This window comes from Dyella sp. S184 (genome assembly GCF_009766065.1).
Taxonomy (GTDB): Bacteria; Pseudomonadota; Gammaproteobacteria; order Xanthomonadales; family Rhodanobacteraceae; genus Rhodanobacter.
The window spans coordinates 16,423-39,846 of record NZ_LMUE01000017.1 but is presented as its reverse complement, the minus strand read 5'-3'; the positions used below and the strand labels follow the sequence as shown (position 1 = coordinate 39,846).

Here is a 23,424-nt window from a genome sequence, read left to right as displayed (position 1 = left end):
CGCGATGCATACAAGCCTGCACGAGTCATGGCTCGCATCAGGCTGCGAATCAACTGATGCGATCACGCATACGACGGTTGCCGATCAGCTGCGCCCAGCGCAGGCCCAGGTCGGTCCACATCAGAAAGCCTGCTTCAAGCAGCAGCAGTCGCAAGTAGCGCCCATGCCATGGCATGACCGGTTCGGCCGCGATCGGCAGGGCATCGAAACCCAGCCGCCGCGCCAGCAACAGGCAGCGAGCCAGGTGATAGCGACTGGTGACCAGGGCTACTGGCGGCAACCCGGTGCGATCGGGTTGCGCCTGCAGCAGCCGGCGCGCCTGACGCAGGTTCTCCAGCGAATCGACCGAATCCTGCTCCAGCTCCACCCGCACATTGGCAGACAGGCCACGCTGCTGCAGCCATGCATGGCCAGCCGCGGCCTCGCTGCACTGACTGCCGCTGCAACCACCGAGCAGCAGGATATGGTCGACCTGCCCCTGCCCGGTCAGGGTCAGCACGCGCTGCAGGCGCAGCTGGTAGTCGTGCTCCGGCGCATCATTCTCGAGCCGACGGCCGAATACCAACGCGATCATCCGCCGCGGCGGTGCCAGCGGACTACGCGTGGCCACCCGATAGACATGGATCAGATAGCCCAGCCAGACCAGGCCGCCACTCAGCAACACCGCCAGCACGGTCACCACACCCGCATGTTGGATGTCGTGGTCACGCAGATAGCGCCAGGGGCTTCGTGCTGCAGGCATGGGGACGAACTGTACTCGTGCAGGCGAATACTTCAGCTTAGCGGGCGGACCCGGTGTTCGCGGCACCTTCATGTGCCCGTGGTCACGCTGAACGCCCGCCTGTACGGTAACCGGGTCGCAGGCTAGGCAAGCCTAGGGGTGACCGCTAGGCTTTCGTGATGCCTGTTTTGATGACTCCCCTCGCGATTACCGCCTATACCACCACCTCGGCCATGGGCCACGGCCTCGCCGCCCAGCTCGACGCGATCCAGCACACCCGCAGCGGCCTGCGTCCCAACGATTTCAGCAGCGCGCCGCTGGCGTGCTGGATCGGCCGCGTCGCTGGCGTGGAGGACACGGCGCTGCCCGTCGCCCAGGCCGGCTGGGACTGCCGCAACAACCGGCTGGCGTGGCTGGGCCTGAACCAGGACGGTTTTCTTGCCCGCGTGCTGGCCGCGCGCGAACGTTACGGCGCGCAGCGCATCGCGCTGCTGCTAGGCACCTCCACCGCCAGCATCGGCGCCACCGAGGAAGCCTATCGCCGGCTCGACGCGGACGGCGGTTTCGCCGACGACATGCTGCGGCCGGCAATCCACGCACCGCATTCGCTGAGCGCCTTCGTCACCGCCGCACTGGGCCTGGAAGGCCCGTGCATGACCATCTCTACCGCCTGCTCCTCCAGCGCCAAGGTCTTCGCAAGCGCGGAACGCCTGATCCGACTCGGCCTCGTCGATGCCGCCGTGGTGGGTGGCGTGGATACCCTGTGCGACAGCGTGCTGTTCGGCTTCAACTCGCTGGAGCTGGTATCGACTGAACCATGCCGCCCGTTCGATGCGGCGCGCGATGGCATCTCGATCGGCGAGGCGGCCGGCTTCGCGCTGCTGGAACGGATCGATGCCGCGCCCGATGCGGCGCAGTTGCTCGGCTACGGCGAAGCGAGCGACGCGCACCACATGTCAACCCCGCATCCCGATGGACTCGGCGCCGAGCTGGCGCTGCGCGATGCGCTGATGCGCGCCGGACTCGACGCAGGCCAGGTCGACTACATCAACCTGCATGGCACGGCCAGCCAGAAGAACGATGAAGTGGAAGCAGCGCTGGTCAATCGCGCCTTCCCGGCCCGCACACGGGCCAGCTCCACCAAGGGCTTCACCGGCCACACCCTGGGTGCAGCCGGTATCGTCGAGGCGACGATCGCGCTGCAGGCGATCGAACACGGCCTGATTCCCGGCAATCTCGGTGGCAACACGCCCGACCCGATCTGCGGCGCGCAATTCGCCTGGCGCAATGAGCACCAGCGCGTCGACGTGGCGCTCAGCAACTCGTTCGGCTTCGGCGGCAACAATGCCTGCCTCGCGTTCGCGCGTGCGGGATTTGCCGCATGAGCGCACTGCGTGTCTACATCGAAGGCGTCGGCCTGTGGTCGCCTCAGCTGGCCGACTTCGCCGCGCTCCGCTCACTGCTGGCCGGCAACACACCCGAGCCGCCGTCGGCCAGGCCGGCCGCGGCCACGCTGCCGCCAAACGAACGCCGCCGCGCACCGGAGAGCGTGTTGCTGGCGATCGAAGTCGCTGGCCAGGCGGTAGCGATGAGCGGACATAGCGCGAGCGAACTGGCCTGCATATTCGCCTCCGCGCACGGCGACCAGCCGATCACCGATTACATGTGCGCGACACTCGCACAGACGCCGGCCGAGCTGTCGCCGATCCGTTTCCACAACTCGGTGCACAACGCGCCGGTTGGCTACTGGACGATCGCCACCGGGTGCCATGCGCCATCCACCGCGCTGGCGGCACAGCGCGCCAGTTTCGGCGCCAGCCTGTTGGAGGCAGCCAGCCAGGTGCTGGTGGAGCAACGCCCGGTGCTGCTGGTATGCAGCGATACCGCCAGCAGCGGACCACTGCTGGAAGTCACCGGCTGCACCCAGTCGTTCGGTTGTGCGCTGGTGCTGGCACCGGAGTCCAGCGCGACGACGATGGCGTCGCTGCGGCTGTCGCTGACCACGAGCCGGGTCATCTCGTCGCTGGCCGAACCACTGGCGCACTGGCGCGAAGCGAATGCCTCGGCCGGCGCGTTGCCATTGCTGGCACTATTGGCCGAAGGGCACGGCCGCTGCCAACTGGACGCCGCCGCCACACTGGGGCTGCAGATCGACATGGATCACATCTAAATGGGGCTGGTCGCTTGAACACCGCTGTTGCGCGTTGGTGCGTGCTGATTCCCTGCCTCAACGAGGAGGCCGCGATCCAGTCGGTCGTCGAATCCGTACTCGCGCTCGGTGCGCCGGTGATCGTGATCGACGACGGCTCCGACGACCGCACTCCGGAGATCGTCGCCGCCCTGCCGGTCACCTTGCTGCGGCACAGCGAGCGACATGGCAAGGGTGAGGCCTTGCGCCACGGTTTTCGTGAAGCACTGCGGCAAGGCTATGACGCGGTATTGACGATGGATGGCGATGGCCAGCATCAGGCCAGCGATATTCCACACATCGTGGCGGCCGCGGCGAAATATCCGCAACACATCGTGATCGGCGCGCGCCTGCTCGATCGCGCGCAACAGCCAAGGGGGCGCCGCCGCGCCAACGCCGTCGCCGATTGGGGCATTTCGTGGGCCTGCGCGCAGCCGATCGCCGACACCCAGAGCGGCCAGCGCTGGTATCCGCGCGCAGCCTTGGACCTGGTCGACCTGCCAGCCGAGAACTTCGTGTTCGAGGCCGCCATCCTTATCGCCGCCTCACGCGAGAAGAAACTTGGCGTGGTCTCGGTACCCATCGCCTCTCGCTACAACGGCGAATTCCGGCTCAGCCACTTCAATCCGGTGGGCGACGTCACCCGCATCACCTTCTACACCATCGGCCGGATTTTTCACTACGGCGACATCATGGCCAGTCGCCGCCGTTCGCATGCCGCACCGATCATCGTCAGCGATCGCTCTGGCGGCTGACGCCTCCGCTTCCGCGAAGCGCAGTCAGCCCATACCGCCGTTGACGCCGATCACCTGGCCATTGATGTATCCCGCTGCATCGCTGCACAGGAAAGCCACCAGCGCGGCGACTTCTTCCGGCTTGCCGGCGCGTTGCGCGGGCACGATCTCGCGGATGCGTTCGGGCGGGAAATCCGCACCGATCATGCGCCCCTCGATCACGCCCGGCGCGACCACGTTCACGGTGATGCCGCGCGAAGCCATCTCACGCGCCAGCGATTTGCTGGCACCGTGCAATGCGGCTTTTGCGGCCGCATAGTTGGTCTGCCCACGATTACCGAGCTGGGCCGCCACCGAACTCACCGAGACGATGCGACCGAAGCGCGCACGTGCCATCGGCAGCAGTAGCGGCTGGGTCACGTTGAAGAAACCATGCAACGAGACATCGATCACCCGATGCCATTGTTCGGCGCTCATCCCCGCCATTGGTGCGTCGTCATGCACGCCGGCATTGTTGATCACCGCGTGGATTGGGCCTTCGGACAACAGCACGTCCAGTGCCGCACGTGTCACTTCGGCATCGGTGACATCGAAGGCCGTCGCCTGCGCGCTGCCGCCGGCGGCGTGAATCGCGGCCACGACGGCTTCCGCGCGCGACAGGCTCTGATTGGCGTGCACGATGACGTGATAGCCGCCAGCAGCCAGCGCCTCGCAGATCGCACCGCCGAGTTCGCCACTGCCGCCAGTGACCAGCGCGCGACGCACCGCAGATGTTGCTGACATGACGTGACCTCGCGACTCAGGATTCAGGGTGGATGACCGCGGCGCGCCCGCTGGCCAGCAGGCGACCGCGATGTTCGACGCGGAACGCGTATTGCGCACCACCATCATCGGCATAAAGGCATTCGGCATGGATGTCGAGCTGACTGTCCAGCCGATCGACATATTCTTCAAACAACTGCACATCGCGCAGGCTGACCAGCCGGCCCGGTCGTGCCGTCTGCGCACCCTTCGCGCGCGCCAGCAAGCCGCCATGCACGGCCATCGCCTGTGCACCGTATTCGGCCAGATGCACCGCATGCAAACCCTGCGGGCCACGCAACGGGTTATCTGCACGCGTGTGGCCAGCGCTGATCGCGTGAATCGTGTGCTCGTCCCACGCCAGCACTGCATCCAGCAGGCACATGCTGCCAGCGTGCGGGATCAGCGCTGCCCAGTCAGTCTTCGGAAGCATGCGTATGTGGCGCCATCAGGATCGACAGGCAGAAGTGGAAGGCAACGCCAAGGCTCACCGTGAGGCCGATCGCGCGCAGCACCGGAATCGTTGCCCACGCCAGCATGCCGAACACCAGCAACGCGGACAAGACGCACACGATCGTGGCATGCAGGGTGCGCCGCTGCTCCGCTGGATCGCCGGTATCGCGTTCGAAGAACAGCGCGTAATGCAGGCCGAGGCCACCGGCAAGGATCAGCGCGACCAGATGGAACAGCGAAATCTCGATGCCCATCATGCGCTCCACCGCCAGCACCAGAAAGGTCGCCAGCGTCATCGGCGCCAGCACATGCCAGGCACGCCGCAGGCTGCGCAGCGCGAACGTAATGGTCAGCACCAGCAACACACTGGCCACCAGCAGCGCTTGCAGGATGCGCGTGCGATACGCCGCCACCAGCGATTCCGAGGCGACCTTCAGGTCGAGCAGGCGCACGTTGCCGCCGCTGTCTGCACCCAGCGCCTGCAGTGCCGCAACGTTGTGCACACCACTGACTGTGCCCAGGCCGAGCCAATGCCCATCGCGCTGCATCAACATCGCCGCGAGGCGCTGACCCAGCGGTGTCTGCACGTAAAGCTCGGGTGTCAACGGCGGCAATTGCCGTGCCGTTTCAACGTCATCAAGGAAGGGCTGGAACAGATCGGGCCGAAACGGCAAGCCCTGCAAGGCCTGGTTCAACTCGCTCTGCAAGCTGGCGCGATCCGGCAGCTTCTGCTGCCGCGCCTGTTGCAATGCGACCGTCGGCAGATAACGCGACGGCAGTTCCAGCGCATCGACAGCGTGCTGCGCCACCAGCGCATCCACCTTCGGCTGCAACTGCTCAGACAGCGCCAGCACGCCCTGCTCGGTGGATGCCTGCAATACCAGCAGGTAACGCACGTCGGGGGCACCCAGCGCTTCGCGCAGACGTGCGTCGCGCAGCAACATGTCCTGCGGCAGCGGGGTCAGCGCGGCGAGATTGTTCTGCCAGAACGGGCCTGGTGCGACGGCCAGCATCAGGATAATCGCCAATGCCACCACCACAGGAATCCAGCGCGGCCGTGGCAGCCGATCGACGAGATCGCGCGCCTTCGCCAGCCAGCGCATGTCGGCCACATCGCGCACACGCACCGGCAGCAACCGCGACAGCAGGTAGCGCGTACTGAAACCGGCCACCAGCAAGCCGACGATGGTGAACACGGCCAGTTGCTTCAGTCCATTCACGCCGGACGCATAGAACGCCAGGTAGGCGATGCACGCCGAAGCGATCGCGGTGAGCAGCAGCGGCCACAACGCCCGCACGCTCTGCACCGCATCCTCGCCGGCACGGCGATGGCTGAGTACGCGGATCGGATACTCCTGCGCCACCCCGAGCAGGGTGAAGCCAAATGCCAAAGTGATGCCGTGCACTTCGGAAAACACCACGGTCAGCGCCGCGATACCGGCCAGCGCCGCGCTGGCGATCGGCAGCGCGGATAGCAGCAAGGAACTCAGGCTGCGATATGCCAGCAGCAGCAGCACGATGAAACCCACGCTGGAAATCCGTCCGATCCAGTCGGCCTGATGCCGCGTCTGTGCACCGACCACCACGCTGAAATAGCCAGGGCCGCTGAACTCGAGCTTTGCGCCGGCATGGCCTGGCAAGGCATTGAACGCGTGCTGGATGCCGTCGATCGCCTGTTGCTGCGCGTCCGGATCAAAGCCTGCGGCGGCGGTCTGCACCAGCAGCAAGGCTTCGTTCTGCGGCGAGAACCACACGCCTTCGCGCAGCTCGGGCGATTTCGCCGGCGTCCAGCGTTCGGCCAGCTTCAGCACTTCCAGGGTGGGATCGCGTGGCAGCAAGCCTTTCAGCAAACTCGCCGCCGGCGAGGATAGATCATCGAGCCGCTGCTGCAGCTGATCGGCGAGATACGGCTCGTCCAGCGGCTGCGTATCCAGCGTTGGCGACAGCAGGTAGCGATACGGCAGCAGGCCGGAAGGCAGCGCACCCAGATCGAAGCTGCCGTTGAGTACCTGGCTGTAGCGCTTGTCACCGTGCAGCGCGCCGACCAGACCCTGGCTCAGCGCGGCCAGCTGCGCATCCGACTGGCCGGCGCCAGCCATGGATGGCTCAGTGCCGCGGGCGCAGGATGCGCGCTGCGCAGGATGCGCGAGTCCCGCGGGCGCAGGGAGCGCAGGAGCGGGGCAGGAGCGGCTGATCGCCAGCAACAGCAGCCGCGAACCCGGTCCATCGCCCACCTGCTCCATCAGCAGCCGCTGATCCGGTGTGGTCGGTGCCGGCATGAAGCTGCGCAGATCGGTACTGACCTTCAACCGCTGGCTGACCATCCAGCCGAGCCCTGCCAATGCCAGCAGCCAGAGCACAAGCAGCGTGGCGCGACCGCCGCGGCGCACTTCAGTGCGCGCCCTGACAGAGGGCCAGCAGCGCCTCGCGCGTCGGTTGTGCAGGCATCTTCGCCGCGAGCGGGCCGAGCATGTCGATCGCGAGATCGCCATCCGCCTCCTGCATGCGCATGCAGCGCGAGGTCTTGCCGTCACCGTCGATCGTGATGCCGGCCACCGTCTTGGCCACCTTTGCATCGCGTGGCACCAGGGTCAGTGTCCACGCTGCTGCCGGATCGCCGCCCTGCCGGATCTCGAACGCCTGCTGCAGGCGCCCGGCATCGCCACTCAGCAACGCCACGAAGCTGTCCAGCAATACCTGCAACTGCGGTGCGCGGCTAAGTGAGAAGTGCCGCGGGCTCTTGCCCGCGCGCTGCTGGGTTACCTCGCCGTCGGCGATGGTGGCGGTTTCGTCATTCGGATGTTCGACATGCCGTTGCAGCTTGTCGCCGCCCAGCCAGGCCAGCTCGCCGGACACCACCAGCGGACGATCCAGCACCTGCATGAAACGCGCTTCGGCGAATGGCGTGCGAGCTGGAGCCGGTTGACCCAGGCCGGTGATCAACGCTTGCGCCGATGACGATGCCGCGGTTGGGACAGGCGCGGCGGGACTGGCCTCAGGCGCCGACGCGTTCGCCCACAGCGGCAACGACATGCTCAGCAGGAGCGCGCATATCTTGCTGCCAGAAATCATAGAAGTTGAACCAGTTGTAGGGAGCGACATGGACATAATGTTCCAGACGTTGCGCGTAGCGGGCAATCAGCGCATCCAGTGCCGGGCCACGTTGCTGCCGCGGAATCTCCACCCGGTCGGCCAGCGGCTCGAAGACCAACCGGTAACGGTTGCCGCCCAGGTACAGGCCAAAGCACAGCACAACCGGTACCTGCAGCGTGTGCGCCAGCAGCCACGGGCTGACCGGGAACGGTGCCGGTGAACCGAGGAACGGCGCATACCGCAACACCTCATGCCCGCGCCCGCGGTCGGCCAGCATCGCCACCACGGCACCGTTCTGGCAGGCCTCGGACATGGCCAGGGCGATCGAGGTGCCATCCTGCGCAGCATCGATCACGCAAGCACCTATGTCCGGTGCCAGCGCCTCCAGCAGCTCGGTCATCGCCGGGGTCTTTTGCTTGTCCAGCACTACCCGCAAGGGCATTTCCGGACGGCGCGCGCCGAGCGCCCGCAATGCCTCGAAGCTGCCCTGATGCGAACCGAACAGCAGCACGCCACGGCCTTGCGCGATACGCTGGTCGAGCAGTTCCAGGCCTTCGGTCTCGATCTGGAACGGCTTCTCGCCGTGCGCCAGCAAAAACACCCGATCCATGATCGTGGCCGCGAAACAATGGATGTGCTTGAACACCTGCCACGGCATCACCGGCTCGCCAAACACGCGCTGCAGATACTGCTTCGACGCCACTCGTTCCGGCCGGCGGCGCAGGTAGAAGTACAGCGTGATCGGATACAGGCACACCCGTGCCACGCGGCGACCGCCGTACAACGCGATCGCGCGGATCAGCCAGATCGCGAAACGCCCACCGCCTTCCGGGCGGCTCTGCCAATGTTCGTTCGTGCTCATGTCGCTCCCTCGACCAAGCCGCGTGCCAACAGGCTGCTGTCACGCCGAATCTCGAAACGGAACCGCGAGTGGACCGCATCCGTTTCCGTCAGGTACACGGTGGCCACCTCATCCGGCAGCAACGGTGCCACGAATTTCGCTTCCAGCACGCGCGCCAGCCGCTGCCCACGCCACGCGCGCAAGGCCAAGGCCACCTGCTCCAGCAGGATGACTCCCGGCACCAGCGGATGACTCGGAAAATGCCCCGGCAGCGCCGGATGACTGGCGTCGATGCACAGCACCTGTTCAAAGCCGGCGCCATTCATGATGCGGCGGTCCGGTTGCCGTGCACCAGCTGCGGCCAGTGCAGAGCCAGCTGCAGCAGCATGTCGTGCAGGCCGGGGTGGCTCAGGTGGCGCAAGCGCCAGCGGCGGTAGCCATACTCCAGCAGAAATGCCGCGCCAAGCAAAAGGTAACCGCCGACATGCAGCCAGGCCGTGGCCCAGCGATCGGATACCAGTAGCGGCGAGACGATGCCGAAACGCGCCAACAGCCCGCTGTGCTCGGCACATAGCAGCAACACCGCGAGTACCACCGCCTGCGTCGCCAGCAACAAGGTCCAGAACCAGGTGAGCTGCCGGGCATAACGCGCCACGCCAGGCTGCGACAACCGATCGGTACCTTCGATGGCGACGATGAAACGCGCCACCAGCGGTTCGGACGTACCCAGCGTGCTGCCAAACCAGCAGGCCAGCAGCGCATTGATCAGTACGGGCACGGTTTCCAGCAGCAGGCCGGCGAATCCATACAGCGACAGCAGCAGCAACGCCACCAGCACGCCCAGCCAGACCAGCCATGGCCCGGCACGATGCGTCTGCAACCGGGGCAACATCACGGCCGTCAGCAGCAACAGCAGCGCCGCCAGCGGGAAAATCTGCCGCTGCGTCACCGCGCCGGCGATCGCCAGCAACGGATAGGCGAGCAGCAACGGCAGCACATAACGCCGCGTCGCACTTTCAGCAGGTGGAGATGAAGACGTCATGCAGCATTCCGCGATGGCAGCACCGGTTGCGCAAGCCTGCCACTGACGGGGGAATACTGCGTGACGAAACGGGCGTCACCGTGTCGCTCACGAACCGGCATCAGCCGACGCGGTGCTGCTCGACATGCGCGGACAGCGTGCGCAGGCTGGTGAAGATCTGCCGGTTGTCCGGATTGTCCGAGCGCAACTGGAAACCGTAGCGCTTTGAGACGGCCAGCGCGATTTCCAGTGCATCGATCGAGTCCAGCCCCAGTTCGCCGCCAAACAGCGGTGCATCGGGCTCGATCTGCTCCGGAGTGACCGCCTCGAGATTCAGGCATTCCACGATCAACGTGGCCAATTCGCGCTGCGCCGCTGTCTGCTCTGCCATGCTCGATTCCGTACTCAAAATTCATTGCCTCCCCCCGGTGGCAGTGGCCGCGGAGTGTAACATAGCGCCCTTGTCGTTCCCGGTTGTACGCAATGATTCAGGGATGTGAAGACCCGTTGCCCGGCCCACTCCACCGCCATGCGCCACGCATTTCCTACCGGATCGCGGATGCCGCCGCGGCGCTGAAGGAACCGGGCACGCTGGCCTTGTTCGGCTTTGGCGCAGGCAGCTCGTTGGCTGACGATCCACGTTGCCTGCAGGTGGCGCTGGAATGTTTTGATGCCCCCGCCCCGCTGGAAATCTGGCAGGTCGATGCACCCGTGACCCACGGCACCGACGGCGCCCTGCACTGGTCGGCCGGTGGTGGCTGGCTGTTTGCCGCGATCGAGCTGGATGAGGTCGAACACGGCGGCCCCAGCGCCACCGCACAGCTGGCCTACGAGCAGTTGCACCGCTTCGTCGCCGCACGTGGCGCGCAACACGTGCTGCGCGTGTGGAACTACCTCGGTGCGATCAACCGCGGTGAAGGCGATGCCGAACGCTACAAGCACTTTTGCGACGGCCGTGCCGCCGGCATGGGCGACTTCTTCGCCGAAGGCTTCCCCGCCGCCACCGCCATCGGCCATCACGGCGATCCGCACCGGCTGCAGGTTTACCTGTTGGCCTGCGACCAGGGCGGCACGCGCGTGGAAAATCCGCGCCAGGTCAGCGCCTGGCGCTACCCGCGCCAGTACGGCCGCACGCCGCCCAGCTTTGCCCGCGCCATGGTGCTGCCGGCCCAGGATGCGCTGGCGATCTCAGGCACCGCCGCGGTGGTGGGGCATGCCTCGGCGCACCATGACGATCTGGATGCCCAGCTCAACGAAACCCTGACCAACCTCGATGCGCTACTGGCGAGTGCCGACATGGGCGCCGGCTTCGACACCCACTCCACGCTGAAGGCCTACGTGCGCCATGCCGCCGATGCGCCGCGCGTGCGCGAATTCTTCCGGCAGCGCCTGCCCAGCGTGCCGGTACTGCTACTGCACGGCGATATCTGCCGCAGCGAGCTGCTGGTGGAGATCGATGGCTGGCGATATGCCTGATTAACCAAGTCAGGCAGTCCCGGCCCAAGCGACCACGGCACCCATCTTCTGGCGGCGAGCAACCTATGCTTGTTCCGCCATCGCTTCAATTGCGCGAATAGGCAGGATCCAGGTTGCCGATCAGGGTATTCATCTCGGAACGGACGTATTCACTCGCGTCGCCTTTGTAGCTGGCATCACGTTGCTCGTGGACGCTCGTGTTGAGCAGGAGCTTGCCGGTTGCTGAATCGAACACATAGATCGTCCCGGTGTAGCCGACTTTCGGAGGCTGGTAGCCACCGCGCATGTCCCCGCCAACACCGCCGCTTCCGTCGTAACTGGGCACGATCAGCGGTGCGAGCCGGATCGCCACGCGGTAAGGCAAAGCATCATGTCGCCCGGACGATGGAATGCCGCCAGTGAACAAGGCGTCGCCAGGCTCGATCGGTCGCATGGCGATGCCCCGGCTTCGCGACCAGGTGGAGAAGGCATTCTCGGCCGTCACGCAACTGGCATCCTCGCTGGTACAGGCCAGATAGAAACTGAATCGCGGACTCGAGTCCGCATTGAACAGCTGCAGGGATTGCAGGGATTTCTGCTGAGTCTGATTGACTACGGTGTCCGTTCCAGCGCAACCCTGCAATGCAAGCACGATGAGCGTGCTTTCGATCCATACCCGAAGACGCATGAAACACTCCTTTGCTTGGTTGTGTTGGCAACGCCGCTAAAAGGAAATGGAGCGACGCCGAAGCTTGTCAATCCGTTTTCTTGACCGGCCGCTTCCAGCCTGGATAGCTCTGCTGTCGACCGCGCGCCACGGTCAATTCGCCCGCTGGCGCATCATGCGTGATCACCGAGCCGGCGCCAATCGTGGCCTGTGCACCAATCGCCACCGGCGCCACCAGCGCGCTGTTGGAGCCGATGAAGACGCCATCGCCGATGCGAGTCAGGTGCTTGTTCACACCGTCGTAGTTGCAGGTGATGGTGCCGGCGCCGACGTTCACGTCGCGGCCGATCTCGGTGTCGCCGAGATAGCTGAGGTGGTTCGCCTTGCTGCCTTCGCCGATGCGGGTTTTCTTGGTCTCGACGAAATTGCCGACGTGCACGCCCGCATCCAGTTCGGTGCCCTGGCGCAACCGCGCGAACGGGCCGATCGTGCACGGACCATGCGTGATCACGCCCTCCAGATCGCAATGCGACTGCACCACGGTGCCGGCTGCCAGCTGCACGTCCTTCAGCCGGGTGAAGGCGCCGATGCGCACATCGTCACCGAGGATCACCTTGCCTTCGAGGATGACGTCGATGTCGATCTCGACATCGTGACCGGCCTTCACCGTGCCACGGACATCGATGCGCACCGGATCGGCCAGTCGAATGCCCGCGGATAGCAGCGCATGCGCAGCGCGCTGGCGATAGGCCGCTTCCAGCTCGGTCAGCTGCAGCGCATTGTTGGCACCGGCGGCCTCCACCGGATCGGCGCATTCGACACTGAGCGCGGCGCGGGCTTCCTCGGCCGCCATGCGAAAGATGTCGGTAAGGTAATACTCGCCCTGGGCGTTGTTGCGATCGAGCCGCTTGATCCAGCCGCGCAGTGCCTTTGCATCGGCGACAAGGATGCCAGTGTTGACCAAGTTGACTGCACGCTGGGCGGGGTCGGCATCCTTCTCCTCGACCACGGCGCGTACCTTGGCATTGCCGTCGCACAACACCCGGCCGTAGCCATGCGGATCGGCGAGTCGGGTCGTGAGCAGGCTGAAGCCGCCTTCCGCCTCCACCAGCTGCTGCAGCGTCGCCACCCGGGTCAACGGTACGTCGCCATAAAGCACCAGCACCTGCGCGCCGTTGGGTATGCCGGCGAGTGCCTGTTCCACCGCATGGCCAGTGCCCAGCCGTTCGGCCTGCAGCACCCAGCGCAGGTCGGGCTGATCGGCGAACGCCGCCTGGACCTGCTCGCCGCAATGGCCGTAGACAATGTGGATCGCCGCTGGCTGCAGTGCACGCGCCGCAACGATCACATGAGCCAGCAAGGGCCTGCCCGCCAGTGGCATGAGCACCTTGGCCCGGTTCGATTTCATCCGCGTCCCGGCGCCAGCGGCAAGGACAATCACGTGCAAGGCTGGGCTTTCCATTTCGGTACCACGCATCAGGGATCAATGATCGCGCAGGATACAACCAGTCCCTGCAGACCGCGTTTCATTGCGTGGTGGCTTCGGCGGCGGGCTTCAGTTTCTGCAGCTGCGGCGTATAGGCCTTGATGAAGGCATTGCGAAGCACTCCGATGATCGCCTGGGACGTATCCAGCTGCTTGTCATCGATACGCCCGCTGATCGGCACGCGGGTGGCGAACTGATCGTTCGCATGGTTCTCGAACAAGGTGACCACACCCTGGGCCAGCGCCTCATAGGCCAGCTTGATCGGTCCCTTCTTGTCCTGCACCACATCCTGCTTCCAGCTGAAGAGCTTCAGGTCATGGAAAATCGGTTTGGCGTAGCCGTCCAGCTGGCCGTTCCTGGCCTCTAGCTCCATCGAGAAGGTGCCGGTGCCACCGGCGAAATCCAGCCCTGCATACGCTTGCGCGAGGGCGTTGGCCCGGGTCAGTTGGATGCCGGTGACCCGCAGCTGGTAGGAGAAATCGCCGAAGTGACTCAGCGGATCGAAGCTGGCATCGGTCTCGAACGGCGCATCGACGAGAATCTTCGCGGTGGCATGCAGGGTCGCCACCCGATTGCCGCTGCGCCGCTGGATATTGGTTAGATTGGTGACGGTGCCGTTGACATCGGTCATTTTCAAATCGACGCGCGGGTTCGACACAAAGCTCTGGAAGGTGACCGTACCGTTGCTTACGTTGACCTCGTCCAGCCGCATCGGCGCCAGCAGTCTGAGCTCGGCGCGCCAGTCCACGCCCTTGCCGGTCTGGCTGTCCCCTTCGCCATGGCCCTCGACAAAGTTGACCGTGGGCGTGCTGAAATTCACCTTGCCGCGAAACACGCCATGGCTCAGCGCGAACCAGCTCAGTTCGATATCGGCACGCGGGGTATCCAGCAAGGGCGCCGGCAGCTTGCCGGTCGTCTTGACGATGCGCAGTCCGTTGATGGTGTAGCCACCACGCCACAGGTGCAGGCTGATGTCCGCGATCTGGCCGTGGTAGTCCCCCATCCGGTCCATGCGGGCATTGAGATAGTGCTTCACCGCGTAGGGCAACAGCGCGCGTGCGATCAGCAGCAGGATGACGACCAGCAGCCAGCCAAGATGGCGGCGATGATGAGGCTTCATGGGGAGCGATCCACGGTGCGAGTCCGTCGATTCTAGGCGTAGGAATGTTCGCGCGGTGTGGAAGGCTGACGCACGATGCCTTGCCTGGATAGCAAAACGCCGGCACAAGGCCGGCGTTTTGTCTCGATGCGAACCGCGATGCCCCTCAGTGCTTGAGGCTCTTGCGCAGACGCTCCAGCGCCTGCAGCTGGGTCATCGCCTGGACCAGCTTGGCCTGGGCCTCGGCAATGTCCACCGCGTCGGTGCGATTGGCCAGTGCGTCTTCGGCTTCCTTCTTGGCGCGCTGCGCGGACGCCTCGTCCAGATCGGACGCGCGGGCAGCGGTGTCGGCCAACACGGTGATCACCTGCGGCTGCACTTCCAGGATGCCGCCGGACACCCAGAACTGCTGACGCTCACCACCGGCCAGCACCACGTCGACGTGGCCGGGCTTCAGGCGGGTGATCAGCGGGGCGTGACGGGGCGTGATGCCCAGCTCGCCCAGTTCACCGGTGGCGACCACCATCACGGCGTCGCCGTGATAGATCTCGGCTTCGGCACTGACGATGTCGACGCGTATGGTTTGGGTCATGATTCTCTCTCGCTTTGCTCGGTCGAACGGGAATCGGGAGTTGGGAATCGGGAGTGGTCAAAAGCGCGGCGGTGCGGCTCTACGATTCCCTATTCTCCATTCCCGATTCCCGGCTAAAGAATCAGGCAGCCTTCTTGGCGCCCATCTCTTCGGCCTTCTTGACCGCCTCGTCGATGCCGCCAACCATGTAGAACGCCTGCTCCGGCAGATGGTCGACGTCGCCGTCGACGATCATCTTGAAGCCGCGGATGGTTTCCTTCAGCGGCACGTACTTGCCCGGCGAGCCGGTGAACACTTCGGCCACGTGGAACGGCTGCGAGAAGAAGCGCTCGATCTTGCGCGCGCGCGACACGGCCTGCTTGTCTTCTTCCGACAGCTCGTCCATGCCGAGAATCGCGATGATGTCCTTCAGCTCCTTGTAGCGCTGCAGCGTGCCCTGCACGCGACGGGCAACGTCGTAGTGCTCGACGCCGATCACGTTCGGGTCCAGCTGACGGCTGGTGGAATCCAGCGGATCCACCGCCGGGTAGATACCCAGCGAAGCGATGTTACGGCTCAACACCACGGTCGCGTCCAAGTGGGCGAAGGTGGTCGCCGGCGACGGATCGGTAAGGTCATCCGCAGGCACGTACACGGCCTGGATCGAGGTGATCGAGCCGGTCTTGGTCGAGGTGATGCGCTCCTGCAGCACGCCCATTTCCTCGGCCAGCGTCGGCTGGTAACCCACCGCCGACGGCATACGGCCGAGCAGCGCGGACACTTCGGTACCGGCCAGCGTGTAGCGGTAGATGTTGTCGACGAAGAACAGCACGTCACGGCCCTTGCCGGAAGCGTCCTTCTCGTCGCGGAAGTACTCGGCCATGGTCAGGCCGGTCAGCGCCACGCGCAGACGGTTGCCCGGCGGCTCGTTCATCTGGCCGTACACCATCGCGACCTTGTCGAGCACGTTGGAGTCTTTCATCTCGTGGTAGAAGTCGTTGCCCTCACGAGTACGCTCACCCACACCGGCGAACACGGAGAGACCTTCGTGCGCCTTGGCGATGTTGTTGATCAGCTCCATCATGTTGACGGTCTTGCCGACGCCGGCGCCGCCGAACAGGCCGACCTTGCCGCCCTTGGCGAACGGGCACATCAGGTCGATCACCTTGATGCCGGTTTCCAGCAGATCGTTCGCAGCCGCCTGGTCGTCATAGCTCGGCGCCTCGCGATGGATCACCCACTGATCCTGCTCGCCGATCGGGCCGGCTTCATCGATCGGGTTGCCGAGCACGTCCATGATGCGGCCGAGCGTGGCCTTGCCGACCGGCACCTTGATGCCTTCGCCGGTGTTGCGGGCGATCAGGTTGCGGCGCAAGCCGTCGGTGGAACCGAGCGCGATCGTGCGCACGATGCCGTCGCCCAGCACCTGCTGCACTTCCAGCGTGATCTCGGTGCCGTCGATCTTCAGTGCGTCGTACACCTGCGGTACCTGATCGCGCGGAAACTCGACGTCGATAACCGCGCCGATGATCTGAACAACTTTACCCTGGCTCATGGAATGCTCCGGATGGATCTTTAAGGTTCTGTCTAAGCGCCGTTTATAGCGTCGCTCTTATTTAAGAATGCGGCCACGGATGGCCGCTTTTTGATCTTGCTCTGCGATCACGGACGATCGCACTTATACAGCCGCTGCGCCGCCGACGATTTCGGAAATTTCCTGGGTGATCGCCGCCTGACGCGCCTTGTTGTAGATCAGCGTCAACTCACCGATCACCTTGTTCGCGTTGTCCGACGCGCTCTTCATTGCCACCATCCGCGCGGCATGCTCGCTGGCCAGATTCTCCAGCGACGCCTGGTACACCACCGACTCGATGTAACGACCCAGCACATGCTCCAGCACGGTCTGCGCATCGGGCTCGTAGATGTAGTCCCAGTCGTGGCTCGCTTCCAGCTTGACGCCGGCATAGGCCGACTCGCCGGCCGCCTGGTGCGCTTCCATTTCCGCCGCCACCAGCGGCAACGGCAGCAGCGCGTCGATGGTCGGCTTCTGCGTCATGGTGTTGACGAAGTCGTTGTAGGCGAGGAACACGCGATCCAGGCCGTTGGACGTATAGGCGTCCATCATCACCTTGATCACGCCGACCAGCTGTTCAAGCTTGGGCTTCTCGCCGAGATGGCTGACACTGCCGATCAGGTTGATGCCCTTCAGCCGACGGAAGAACGAGATCGCCTTCTGGCCGATCGCCACCACGTCCACCTGCACGCCCTGCTGCTGCCACTCGGCGATCGCCGGCAACAGGCGACGGAACAGATTGGAATTGAGACCGCCGCACAGACCGCGATCGGTCGACACCACGATGTAACCGACCCGCGCCACTTTCTCGCGCTGGGTCAGGAACGGATGGCTGAAATCGGTGCTGGCCTGGGCCACGTGCGCGATCACCTTGCGCATCGAGCGGGCATACGGACGCGAGGCCTTCATCATGTCCTGCGCGCGACGAATCTTTGCCGCAGAGACCATTTCGAGCGCGCGCGTGACCTTGCGCATGTTCTGCGTGCTCTTGATCTTGGTTTTGATTTCGCGTCCGCTGGCCATGCTTTACTCGCTCGCTGTGCTCACTTCGTGGGAATCGGGAATGGTTCAAAGCGGAGCGCGCTGCGCTGATGCTCTTCCGATTCCCTATTCCCGATTCTCTATTCCCTGCTCTCTTACCAGCTACCGGTTTTCTTGTACTCGTCCAGCGAGGCCTTGAAGGTGGCTTCGATGTCGTTGTTCCAGTCGCCGGTAGCCACGATCTTGGCCATCAGCTCGGCATGGTTCTGGTGCATGAACGCGTGCAGGCCCTTCTCGAACGGCAGCACCTTGTTGACCGGCAGGTCGTCGAGGTAGCCCTTCTCGGCCGCGTACACCGACAGTGCCAGCTCGGCGATCGACAGCGGCGAGTACTGCGCCTGCTTCATCAGTTCGACCACGCGCTGACCACGATCGAGCTGGGCGCGGGTGGCCGGATCCAGATCCGAGGCGAACTGCGCGAACGCGGCCAACTCACGGTACTGCGCCAGCGCCAGCTTCACGCCGCCGGAGAGCTTCTTGACGATCTTGGTCTGCGCGGCACCGCCGACGCGGGACACCGAGATACCGGCGTTCACGGCCGGACGGATACCGGCGTTGAACAGGTCGGTTTCCAGGAAGATCTGGCCATCGGTGATCGAGATCACGTTGGTCGGCACGAACGCCGACACGTCGCCGCCCTGGGTCTCGATGATCGGCAGCGCGGTCAGCGAACCGGTCTTGCCCTTCACTTCGCCGTTGGTGAACTTCTCGACGTATTCCTCGGACACGCGCGATGCGCGCTCGAGCAGACGGCTGTGGAGATAGAACACGTCGCCCGGATACGCCTCACGGCCCGGCGGACGCTTCAGCAGCAGCGAGATCTGGCGATAGGCCACGGCCTGCTTGGACAGATCGTCATACACGATAAGCGCGTCTTCGCCGCGATCGCGGAAGTACTCGCCCATCGCGCAACCGGAGTACGGGGCGACGTACTGCAGCGCGGCCGACTCGGACGCCGAGGCGACCACGACGATGGTGTTGGCCAGTGCGCCGTTCGCTTCAAGCTTGCGCACGACGTTGGCCACCGACGAACGCTTCTGGCCGATCGCGACGTAGATGCACTTAATGCCGGAATCCTTCTGCGCGATGATCGCGTCGATCGCCAGCGCGGTCTTGCCGGTCTGACGGTCGCCGATGATCAGCTCGCGCTGGCCACGACCGACCGGGATCATTGCGTCGACCGACTTGTAGCCAGTCTGCAGCGGCTGGTCGACCGACTTGCGCCAGATCACGCCCGGCGCGACCTTCTCGATCGCCGCGTTGAGCTTGGCACCGAGCGGGCCCTTGCCGTCGATCGGGTTGCCCAGCGCGTCGACGACGCGGCCGAGCAGCTCCGGGCCGACCGGCACTTCGAGAATGCGGCCGGTGGTCTTGGCGGTGTCGCCTTCACGCAGGTGCTGGTATTCACCGAGCACCACCGCGCCGACCGAGTCGCGCTCAAGGTTCAAGGCGAGGGCAAACGAATTACCCGGCAGCTCGATCATTTCACCCTGCATCACATCGGCCAGGCCGTGGATGCGCACGATGCCGTCGGACACGCTGATGATCGTGCCTTCGTTGCGTGCTTCCGCGCCGAGCTTGAACTGCTCGATGCGGTTCTTGATCAGTTCGCTGATCTCGGACGGATTCAAAGTGGTGCTGGACATGGTCATTTATCTCGAAATGTTAGAAACGAAGCTCTTTCACCGAGTCCGGCCACGGACGGCCGGTTTTGCTCTTCGCGAAATGGACTTCGCGTTAAATCAACTCAGAGCGCTGGCCAGCTGCTCAAGACGTCCGCGGGCGGAGCCGTCGATCACCTGCTCGCCGGTATCGATCACCACGCCGGCCAGCAGCGAGGCATCGACCCGGGTTTCCAGTTCGATCTCGCGCTTGAAGCGACGCTTCAGCGATACCTTGAGCTGTTCGGCCTGCGCCGCGTCCAGCGCCATCGCGCTGGTCACCTTGACCAGCAGCTGCGACTCGGACTCACGCTTGAACGCCTCGTACAGTTCGGCCACTTCCGGCAACAGCGCCATGCGGCGCTGCTCGGCCATCTCGGTGAGGAACTGCGCGAACGGCGCATCGGCGGCCATACCGGTCGGCAGATGCAACGCCACCAGCTGGGCCGGCAGCACCCGCGGATCGTTGCCGAGGCCGGCCACGCGCGAATCCTTCGCCACCGCAGCGGCGAAGGCCAACGCCTGCGACCACGCAGCCAGCGAACCGGCGGCGTGCGCCACTTCAAAGGCAGCGCGTGCGTACGGGCGAGCGAGGGTGATTGCCTGTGCCATCGATCAGATCTCGGCCGCAAGCTGGTCGAGCAAGGCCTTGTGCGTGGACGCATCGACCTCGCGCTGCACGATCTTGCTGGCACCCTGCACCGCCAGTGCGCCAACCTGGTCGCGCAGCTGGTCACGCGCACGCTGGGCCATCGACGCGATGTCGTCCTGTGCGCTCGCCTTCAGCCGGTTGATCTCGGTGATGGCTTCGCCACGGGCCTTGTCGATGATCTGATTGGCCTGCTGCTGGGCCTTGTCGATGATCTCGGAGGCCTGCTGACGGGCCACCTTGATCTCGGCAGCCACCTTCACGTCGGCACTCTTCAATTCGGCATGCGCGCGCTCGGCCGCATTGAGGCCTTCGGCGATCTTGATCTGTCGATCTTCGATGGCCTTGTTGATATGCGGCCAGATGAAGTGGACACAGAACCAGATCAAGATGGCGAACGAAATCATTTCGCCAATCAAGGTCGCGTTGAAATCCATCGCTGCGTTACCTGTAGATACGGGATGAAACAGACACGGGCACTATTGATGCCCGTGCCAGACGGACGGCGGCGCCACGGCGCCGCCAGCAACTCAACCTGCGACGAGCTTCGACAGCAGCGGGTTGGCCACGGCGAAGTACATCGCCAGCGCCACACCGATCAGGAACGCCGCGTCGATCAGGCCGGCGAGCAGGAACATACGACCCTGCAGCAGCGGCACCAGCTCCGGCTGACGTGCAGCGGCTTCGAGGAACTTGGAACCCATGACGCCGATACCGATACAGGCACCGAGGGCACCGAGGCCGATGATCAGACCCAGCGCGATGGCGGTGAAGGACTGCACTTGAGCAATGTGAGCGATGAGTTCCACGACGGTCTCCTGAGAAATTGAAACTTGAAAGATCAAAATGGTTGAAACGGATGATTCGAAAACTGGTTCAGTGGTGATCGTGCGCCATCGAGATGTAGACGATCGTCAGCACCATGAAGATGAAGGCCTGGATGCCGATGATCAGGATGTGGAAGAGGCCCCACACCGTGTAACCGATGATGCCCGCGCCATACAGCGCCCAGCCTGCCAGGCCAGCGCCTGCACTGAACAAACCAGCGATCAGCATGAAGACCAACTCGCCGGCATACATGTTGCCGAACAGTCGCATCGCCAGACTCACCGGCTTGGATAGCAGCTCGACCACGTTGAGCAGGAAATTGGGGATCCACAGCAGCGGATGCGCGCCAAACGGAGCGGTGAACAGCTCGTGCATGTAGCCGCCGGCACCCTTCGCCTTGAAACTGTAGAAAATGATCAGCACGAAGATGGTCAGCGACATCGCGAACGTCATGTTGATGTCGGCGGTCGGCACGGCACGGAAATGGCCCACGCCGAATTTCTGGGTGATCCAGGGCAGCAGATCGACCGGCAAGAGATCCATCGCATTCATCAGGAAAACCCAGACGAACACGGTCAGCGCCAGCGGACCGAGGAAACGACGATCGCCGTGGAACACGTCCTTTACCTGGCCATCGACAAACTCAAGCACCAGTTCGACAAACGCCTGACCCTTGCCCGGCACACCGGCGGTGGCCTTGCGTGCCTTCAGCCAGAACAGCAGGCAGAAGATCACGCCCAGCGCCAGCGACACGCTAATCGAGTCGATATGCACCGCCCAAAAACCTTCCGGACTCGCCTGCGGACGCAGGTGGGTCAAATGGTGCTGGATGTATTCGGTAAGGCCACCCGACTCGCTCGCCATGTCTCAACCCTTGAATCTGAACGCCAGCAGATAAACCGCGTAGGCAGCCACCAACCCCGTGATGGCGGCCAGCGGCGGCAACTTGTATTGAACCAGGATCATGATCAGCCCCCCGACGATCACGATCCATTTCAGGAGCATACCCGTCAGCAAACGACTCAGCGCCAGACCCGCTCCACCCAAACCACTGAAGAAGCGTGCCGACATCAGCGCGGTACCCAGCGCCACGATCGCCGCACCCGCAGCGGCCGATATCGCTTCACGACGCCCCAGCATCAGGAAAACGAGGCCGGCCAACAGCGCCACAGCGAGCTGCAGCAGCATGATACGCAAGGCGAGACGTCGACCAGAGGCTAGACTGTTGAGCACGTAACGTCCCCGCGCGGTTTACACCAGGCGGCACCGATACAGCTACGGGCCACGATCCAATCCGTAAAAGTATAGCAGTGCCCTTCGCGCATCGACAAGCCGCGCCGCCTGCGACATCTGTTCCGGGAACGCAGATTCAGGCCTTCTGCGGCATGTTTTCAGGTGCATAAAAAAGGGCCGGACATGAAGTCCGGCCCTTGATAGTCGCGGCAAACCGCGACGATGCAGCGGTATTACTTGGCAGCAGCCTTCTTGGCAGCGGCGATCGGAGCAGCCACGGCCTCGTTGGCAGCCTGGCGCTGTTCCTGCACCAGAGCATTCAGCGACTCGGCGGTCTTCTGCGTGATCGCGAGGATTTCCTGCGAAACAGCCACCGAACGCTCGGCGTTGTCGCGGCTCAGGCTGGTGCCCTTCTCCCACAGGCTACGCAGACCATTGACGTCACGGGTTTCCAGCGCCTCGGCAACGAACTCGGCCGAAACCTTGGACTGCTGCTCGAGCGCCTTGAGCTGCAGCTCGGCGACCGTCTCCAGACCCTTCAGGGCCAGCGCCTGCGCCTTGAACGCGCTGTCGGTGAACTGCTTGGTGAAAGCGAAAATCTGGTTGTTGATCTGCTGAGTCATGATGGCGTCCTCACTGAGGATTGGGGTAGTGGGACGCACTATACCAGCAACTTTTGTGCAGTGCAATATATTTTTCCACATCGGCAAGACCGTTAATAAAAAATTCATGTAAAACGGTCATTTATGACAATTTGAAAAATATCGCGCCGCGTCAAAAACTGTCCCGACTGCAGCTGGCACCCGACGTACAGGTCTCATGCACCACCACCTTGTCCAGCCCCGGCAGGCTCGGCAGCAGCCGCTGCCAGATCCAGCGCGCCAGCATCTCGCTGGTCGGATTCTCCAGCCCCTCGATGTCATTGAGGTAGTGATGGTCAAGCTGGTCGTACAGCGGCGCAAACGCCGTCTTCAGATCCGCAAAGTCCATCACCCAACCCAGCTGCGGGTCAGGCTCGCCCGCCACATGGAGCTCAATACGAAACGAATGCCCATGCAGCCGTGCACATTTGTGCCCGGCCGGCACATTCGGCAGCCGATGCGCGGCCTCGAGCTGAAACACCTTGAAGATCTGCATGGCGGACGCCTGCGTGTAAAAAACGTATGGTTTGGCGGGAGAAAATACGCCTGCGAGTTATGAGTGCATCCGAATAGATGTCCCAAAGCCGCGTAGTTACAGGCGTTGTATCGCAACACCTTGAAAGCCACCTCCTGAAATACCCCAAGGTGATGCTTGCTGCTTCGTTGCG

At 64.0% G+C, this 23,424-nt stretch carries 27 protein-coding genes; 4 read left to right on the top strand and 23 right to left on the bottom strand.

The annotated features are described in order from the left end of the window. Positions 1–49: 49 nt before the first annotated feature. Positions 50–742 carry a YdcF family protein gene (locus GSQ75_RS18040; protein WP_174236755.1) on the bottom strand — a complete coding sequence of 231 codons (693 nt, stop codon included), beginning with the start codon at positions 740–742 and terminating at the stop codon, positions 50–52. A 170-nt stretch (positions 743–912) separates the two neighbouring features. Between GSQ75_RS18040 and GSQ75_RS18035 the strand changes: the two genes are divergently transcribed. Genes GSQ75_RS18035 through GSQ75_RS18025 form a run of 3 tightly spaced genes read left to right on the top strand, consistent with a single transcriptional unit; the run spans position 913 to position 3,664 of the window. After that, positions 913–2,106 carry a beta-ketoacyl-[acyl-carrier-protein] synthase family protein gene (locus tag GSQ75_RS18035; RefSeq protein WP_158756270.1) on the top strand — a complete coding sequence of 398 codons (1,194 nt, stop codon included), beginning with the start codon at positions 913–915 and terminating at the stop codon, positions 2,104–2,106. Next, positions 2,103–2,891 carry a beta-ketoacyl synthase chain length factor gene (locus tag GSQ75_RS18030; protein WP_158756269.1) on the top strand — a complete coding sequence of 263 codons (789 nt, stop codon included), beginning with the start codon at positions 2,103–2,105 and terminating at the stop codon, positions 2,889–2,891. The genes GSQ75_RS18035 and GSQ75_RS18030 overlap by 4 nt, the downstream gene beginning before the upstream one ends. A 14-nt stretch (positions 2,892–2,905) precedes the next feature. Further along, a complete protein-coding gene (locus GSQ75_RS18025) occupies positions 2,906–3,664 on the top strand; it encodes a glycosyltransferase family 2 protein (protein ID WP_158756268.1) in 759 nt (252 codons plus the stop codon). Between the two features lie 24 nt (positions 3,665–3,688). On the opposite strand, the gene fabG is transcribed toward GSQ75_RS18025, so the two are convergent. The 8 genes from fabG to GSQ75_RS17985 all read right to left on the bottom strand — a co-directional run bounded on the left by fabG (position 3,689) and on the right by GSQ75_RS17985 (position 10,243). Then, positions 3,689–4,426, bottom strand: a complete 738-nt coding sequence (gene fabG, locus GSQ75_RS18020; protein WP_158756267.1) for a 3-oxoacyl-ACP reductase FabG — start codon at positions 4,424–4,426, stop codon at positions 3,689–3,691. Between the two features lie 16 nt (positions 4,427–4,442). After that, a complete protein-coding gene (locus tag GSQ75_RS18015) occupies positions 4,443–4,877 on the bottom strand; it encodes a phosphotransferase (protein ID WP_158756266.1) in 435 nt (144 codons plus the stop codon). Next, the gene (locus GSQ75_RS18010) at positions 4,861–7,221 is read right to left on the bottom strand and encodes an MMPL family transporter (protein ID WP_254058655.1); all 2,361 of its coding nucleotides are present in this window, start codon (positions 7,219–7,221) and stop codon (positions 4,861–4,863) included. Before GSQ75_RS18010 ends, GSQ75_RS18015 begins: the two co-directional genes overlap by 17 nt. A 67-nt stretch (positions 7,222–7,288) precedes the next feature. After that, positions 7,289–7,930: a LolA-related protein gene (locus GSQ75_RS18005; RefSeq protein WP_254058645.1), complete on the bottom strand. Its 642-nt coding sequence runs from the start codon at positions 7,928–7,930 to the stop codon at positions 7,289–7,291. Then, positions 7,893–8,852: an acyltransferase gene (locus GSQ75_RS18000; RefSeq protein WP_158756264.1), complete on the bottom strand. Its 960-nt coding sequence runs from the start codon at positions 8,850–8,852 to the stop codon at positions 7,893–7,895. Before GSQ75_RS18000 ends, GSQ75_RS18005 begins: the two co-directional genes overlap by 38 nt. Further along, entirely contained in the window at positions 8,849–9,157 is a 309-nt protein-coding gene (locus tag GSQ75_RS17995; protein WP_158756263.1) for a hydroxymyristoyl-ACP dehydratase, read from the bottom strand. The genes GSQ75_RS18000 and GSQ75_RS17995 overlap by 4 nt, the downstream gene beginning before the upstream one ends. Further along, positions 9,154–9,873 (bottom strand): xanthomonadin biosynthesis protein, encoded by a 720-nt coding sequence (locus tag GSQ75_RS17990; protein ID WP_158756262.1) that lies wholly within the window; start codon positions 9,871–9,873, stop codon positions 9,154–9,156. Before GSQ75_RS17990 ends, GSQ75_RS17995 begins: the two co-directional genes overlap by 4 nt. A 100-nt stretch (positions 9,874–9,973) precedes the next feature. Then, the gene (locus tag GSQ75_RS17985) at positions 9,974–10,243 is read right to left on the bottom strand and encodes a phosphopantetheine-binding protein (RefSeq protein ID WP_158756261.1); all 270 of its coding nucleotides are present in this window, start codon (positions 10,241–10,243) and stop codon (positions 9,974–9,976) included. Between the two features lie 92 nt (positions 10,244–10,335). Between GSQ75_RS17985 and GSQ75_RS17980 the strand changes: the two genes are divergently transcribed. Then, a complete protein-coding gene (locus GSQ75_RS17980) occupies positions 10,336–11,328 on the top strand; it encodes a pteridine-dependent deoxygenase (RefSeq protein ID WP_158756260.1) in 993 nt (330 codons plus the stop codon). A gap of 85 nt (positions 11,329–11,413) precedes the next feature. On the opposite strand, the gene GSQ75_RS17975 is transcribed toward GSQ75_RS17980, so the two are convergent. The 14 genes from GSQ75_RS17975 to queD form a co-directional block, all read right to left on the bottom strand. Continuing rightward, positions 11,414–11,995: a hypothetical protein gene (locus tag GSQ75_RS17975; RefSeq protein ID WP_158756259.1), complete on the bottom strand. Its 582-nt coding sequence runs from the start codon at positions 11,993–11,995 to the stop codon at positions 11,414–11,416. A gap of 67 nt (positions 11,996–12,062) precedes the next feature. Beyond that, positions 12,063–13,436, bottom strand: coding sequence for a bifunctional UDP-N-acetylglucosamine diphosphorylase/glucosamine-1-phosphate N-acetyltransferase GlmU (gene glmU, locus GSQ75_RS17970; protein ID WP_158756435.1), 1,374 nt, complete (start codon positions 13,434–13,436; stop codon positions 12,063–12,065). A gap of 64 nt (positions 13,437–13,500) precedes the next feature. After that, positions 13,501–14,580 (bottom strand): DUF748 domain-containing protein, encoded by a 1,080-nt coding sequence (locus tag GSQ75_RS17965; RefSeq protein WP_158756258.1) that lies wholly within the window; start codon positions 14,578–14,580, stop codon positions 13,501–13,503. Positions 14,581–14,725: 145 nt separating this feature from the next. Then, positions 14,726–15,151, bottom strand: coding sequence for a F0F1 ATP synthase subunit epsilon (locus tag GSQ75_RS17960; protein WP_158756257.1), 426 nt, complete (start codon positions 15,149–15,151; stop codon positions 14,726–14,728). A 121-nt stretch (positions 15,152–15,272) separates the two neighbouring features. Further along, positions 15,273–16,685, bottom strand: a complete 1,413-nt coding sequence (gene atpD / locus GSQ75_RS17955; RefSeq protein ID WP_077518933.1) for a F0F1 ATP synthase subunit beta — start codon at positions 16,683–16,685, stop codon at positions 15,273–15,275. A 123-nt stretch (positions 16,686–16,808) separates the two neighbouring features. Continuing rightward, entirely contained in the window at positions 16,809–17,726 is a 918-nt protein-coding gene (gene atpG, locus GSQ75_RS17950) for a F0F1 ATP synthase subunit gamma (RefSeq protein WP_158756256.1), read from the bottom strand. Positions 17,727–17,839: 113 nt separating this feature from the next. Continuing rightward, positions 17,840–19,390, bottom strand: a complete 1,551-nt coding sequence (gene atpA, locus GSQ75_RS17945; RefSeq protein ID WP_077518931.1) for a F0F1 ATP synthase subunit alpha — start codon at positions 19,388–19,390, stop codon at positions 17,840–17,842. A gap of 96 nt (positions 19,391–19,486) precedes the next feature. After that, positions 19,487–20,017 carry a F0F1 ATP synthase subunit delta gene (locus GSQ75_RS17940; protein WP_158756255.1) on the bottom strand — a complete coding sequence of 177 codons (531 nt, stop codon included), beginning with the start codon at positions 20,015–20,017 and terminating at the stop codon, positions 19,487–19,489. A gap of 3 nt (positions 20,018–20,020) precedes the next feature. Beyond that, complete coding sequence (locus GSQ75_RS17935; RefSeq protein ID WP_158756254.1) at positions 20,021–20,491, bottom strand: F0F1 ATP synthase subunit B; 471 nt, start codon at positions 20,489–20,491, stop codon at positions 20,021–20,023. A gap of 93 nt (positions 20,492–20,584) precedes the next feature. Beyond that, positions 20,585–20,863 (bottom strand): F0F1 ATP synthase subunit C, encoded by a 279-nt coding sequence (gene atpE / locus GSQ75_RS17930; RefSeq protein WP_077440243.1) that lies wholly within the window; start codon positions 20,861–20,863, stop codon positions 20,585–20,587. Between the two features lie 67 nt (positions 20,864–20,930). After that, positions 20,931–21,746: a F0F1 ATP synthase subunit A gene (gene atpB / locus GSQ75_RS17925; RefSeq protein WP_158756253.1), complete on the bottom strand. Its 816-nt coding sequence runs from the start codon at positions 21,744–21,746 to the stop codon at positions 20,931–20,933. A gap of 3 nt (positions 21,747–21,749) precedes the next feature. Continuing rightward, positions 21,750–22,070 carry an ATP synthase subunit I gene (locus tag GSQ75_RS17920; protein WP_158756252.1) on the bottom strand — a complete coding sequence of 107 codons (321 nt, stop codon included), beginning with the start codon at positions 22,068–22,070 and terminating at the stop codon, positions 21,750–21,752. A 278-nt stretch (positions 22,071–22,348) separates the two neighbouring features. Then, positions 22,349–22,738, bottom strand: a complete 390-nt coding sequence (locus GSQ75_RS17915) for a phasin family protein (RefSeq protein ID WP_158756251.1) — start codon at positions 22,736–22,738, stop codon at positions 22,349–22,351. Positions 22,739–22,889: 151 nt separating this feature from the next. Next, a complete protein-coding gene (gene queD, locus GSQ75_RS17910; protein WP_158756250.1) occupies positions 22,890–23,252 on the bottom strand; it encodes a 6-carboxytetrahydropterin synthase QueD in 363 nt (120 codons plus the stop codon). Positions 23,253–23,424: the final 172 nt, after the last annotated feature.

Excerpts from the sequence above, each read along its gene's own strand:
- GSQ75_RS18015 (WP_158756266.1), bottom strand. The coding sequence starts at position 4,877 with ATGCTTCCGAAGACTGACTGGGCAGCGCTGATCCCGCACGCTGGCAGC.
- fabG (WP_158756267.1), bottom strand. The coding sequence starts at position 4,426 with ATGTCAGCAACATCTGCGGTGCGTCGCGCGCTGGTCACTGGCGGCAGT.
- GSQ75_RS17940 (WP_158756255.1), bottom strand. The coding sequence starts at position 20,017 with ATGGCACAGGCAATCACCCTCGCTCGCCCGTACGCACGCGCTGCCTTT.
- atpA (WP_077518931.1), bottom strand. The coding sequence starts at position 19,390 with ATGTCCAGCACCACTTTGAATCCGTCCGAGATCAGCGAACTGATCAAG.
- GSQ75_RS18005 (WP_254058645.1), bottom strand. The coding sequence starts at position 7,930 with ATGTCGTTGCCGCTGTGGGCGAACGCGTCGGCGCCTGAGGCCAGTCCC.
- atpD (WP_077518933.1), bottom strand. The coding sequence starts at position 16,685 with ATGAGCCAGGGTAAAGTTGTTCAGATCATCGGCGCGGTTATCGACGTC.
- GSQ75_RS18000 (WP_158756264.1), bottom strand. The coding sequence starts at position 8,852 with ATGAGCACGAACGAACATTGGCAGAGCCGCCCGGAAGGCGGTGGGCGT.
- GSQ75_RS17995 (WP_158756263.1), bottom strand. The coding sequence starts at position 9,157 with ATGAATGGCGCCGGCTTTGAACAGGTGCTGTGCATCGACGCCAGTCAT.
- GSQ75_RS18035 (WP_158756270.1), top strand. The coding sequence starts at position 913 with ATGACTCCCCTCGCGATTACCGCCTATACCACCACCTCGGCCATGGGC.
- atpB (WP_158756253.1), bottom strand. The coding sequence starts at position 21,746 with ATGGCGAGCGAGTCGGGTGGCCTTACCGAATACATCCAGCACCATTTG.
- GSQ75_RS17965 (WP_158756258.1), bottom strand. The coding sequence starts at position 14,580 with ATGAAGCCTCATCATCGCCGCCATCTTGGCTGGCTGCTGGTCGTCATC.
- GSQ75_RS17935 (WP_158756254.1), bottom strand. The coding sequence starts at position 20,491 with ATGGATTTCAACGCGACCTTGATTGGCGAAATGATTTCGTTCGCCATC.
- GSQ75_RS18040 (WP_174236755.1), bottom strand. The coding sequence starts at position 742 with ATGCCTGCAGCACGAAGCCCCTGGCGCTATCTGCGTGACCACGACATC.
- GSQ75_RS17990 (WP_158756262.1), bottom strand. The coding sequence starts at position 9,873 with ATGACGTCTTCATCTCCACCTGCTGAAAGTGCGACGCGGCGTTATGTG.
- GSQ75_RS17920 (WP_158756252.1), bottom strand. The coding sequence starts at position 22,070 with ATGCTGCTGCAGCTCGCTGTGGCGCTGTTGGCCGGCCTCGTTTTCCTG.
- GSQ75_RS17975 (WP_158756259.1), bottom strand. The coding sequence starts at position 11,995 with ATGCGTCTTCGGGTATGGATCGAAAGCACGCTCATCGTGCTTGCATTG.
- GSQ75_RS18030 (WP_158756269.1), top strand. The coding sequence starts at position 2,103 with ATGAGCGCACTGCGTGTCTACATCGAAGGCGTCGGCCTGTGGTCGCCT.
- GSQ75_RS17915 (WP_158756251.1), bottom strand. The coding sequence starts at position 22,738 with ATGACTCAGCAGATCAACAACCAGATTTTCGCTTTCACCAAGCAGTTC.
- GSQ75_RS17960 (WP_158756257.1), bottom strand. The coding sequence starts at position 15,151 with ATGACCCAAACCATACGCGTCGACATCGTCAGTGCCGAAGCCGAGATC.
- queD (WP_158756250.1), bottom strand. The coding sequence starts at position 23,252 with ATGCAGATCTTCAAGGTGTTTCAGCTCGAGGCCGCGCATCGGCTGCCG.
- GSQ75_RS17985 (WP_158756261.1), bottom strand. The coding sequence starts at position 10,243 with ATGGCAGAGCAGACAGCGGCGCAGCGCGAATTGGCCACGTTGATCGTG.
- atpG (WP_158756256.1), bottom strand. The coding sequence starts at position 17,726 with ATGGCCAGCGGACGCGAAATCAAAACCAAGATCAAGAGCACGCAGAAC.
- GSQ75_RS17980 (WP_158756260.1), top strand. The coding sequence starts at position 10,336 with ATGATTCAGGGATGTGAAGACCCGTTGCCCGGCCCACTCCACCGCCAT.
- glmU (WP_158756435.1), bottom strand. The coding sequence starts at position 13,436 with ATGGAAAGCCCAGCCTTGCACGTGATTGTCCTTGCCGCTGGCGCCGGG.
- GSQ75_RS18010 (WP_254058655.1), bottom strand. The coding sequence starts at position 7,221 with ATGGTCAGCCAGCGGTTGAAGGTCAGTACCGATCTGCGCAGCTTCATG.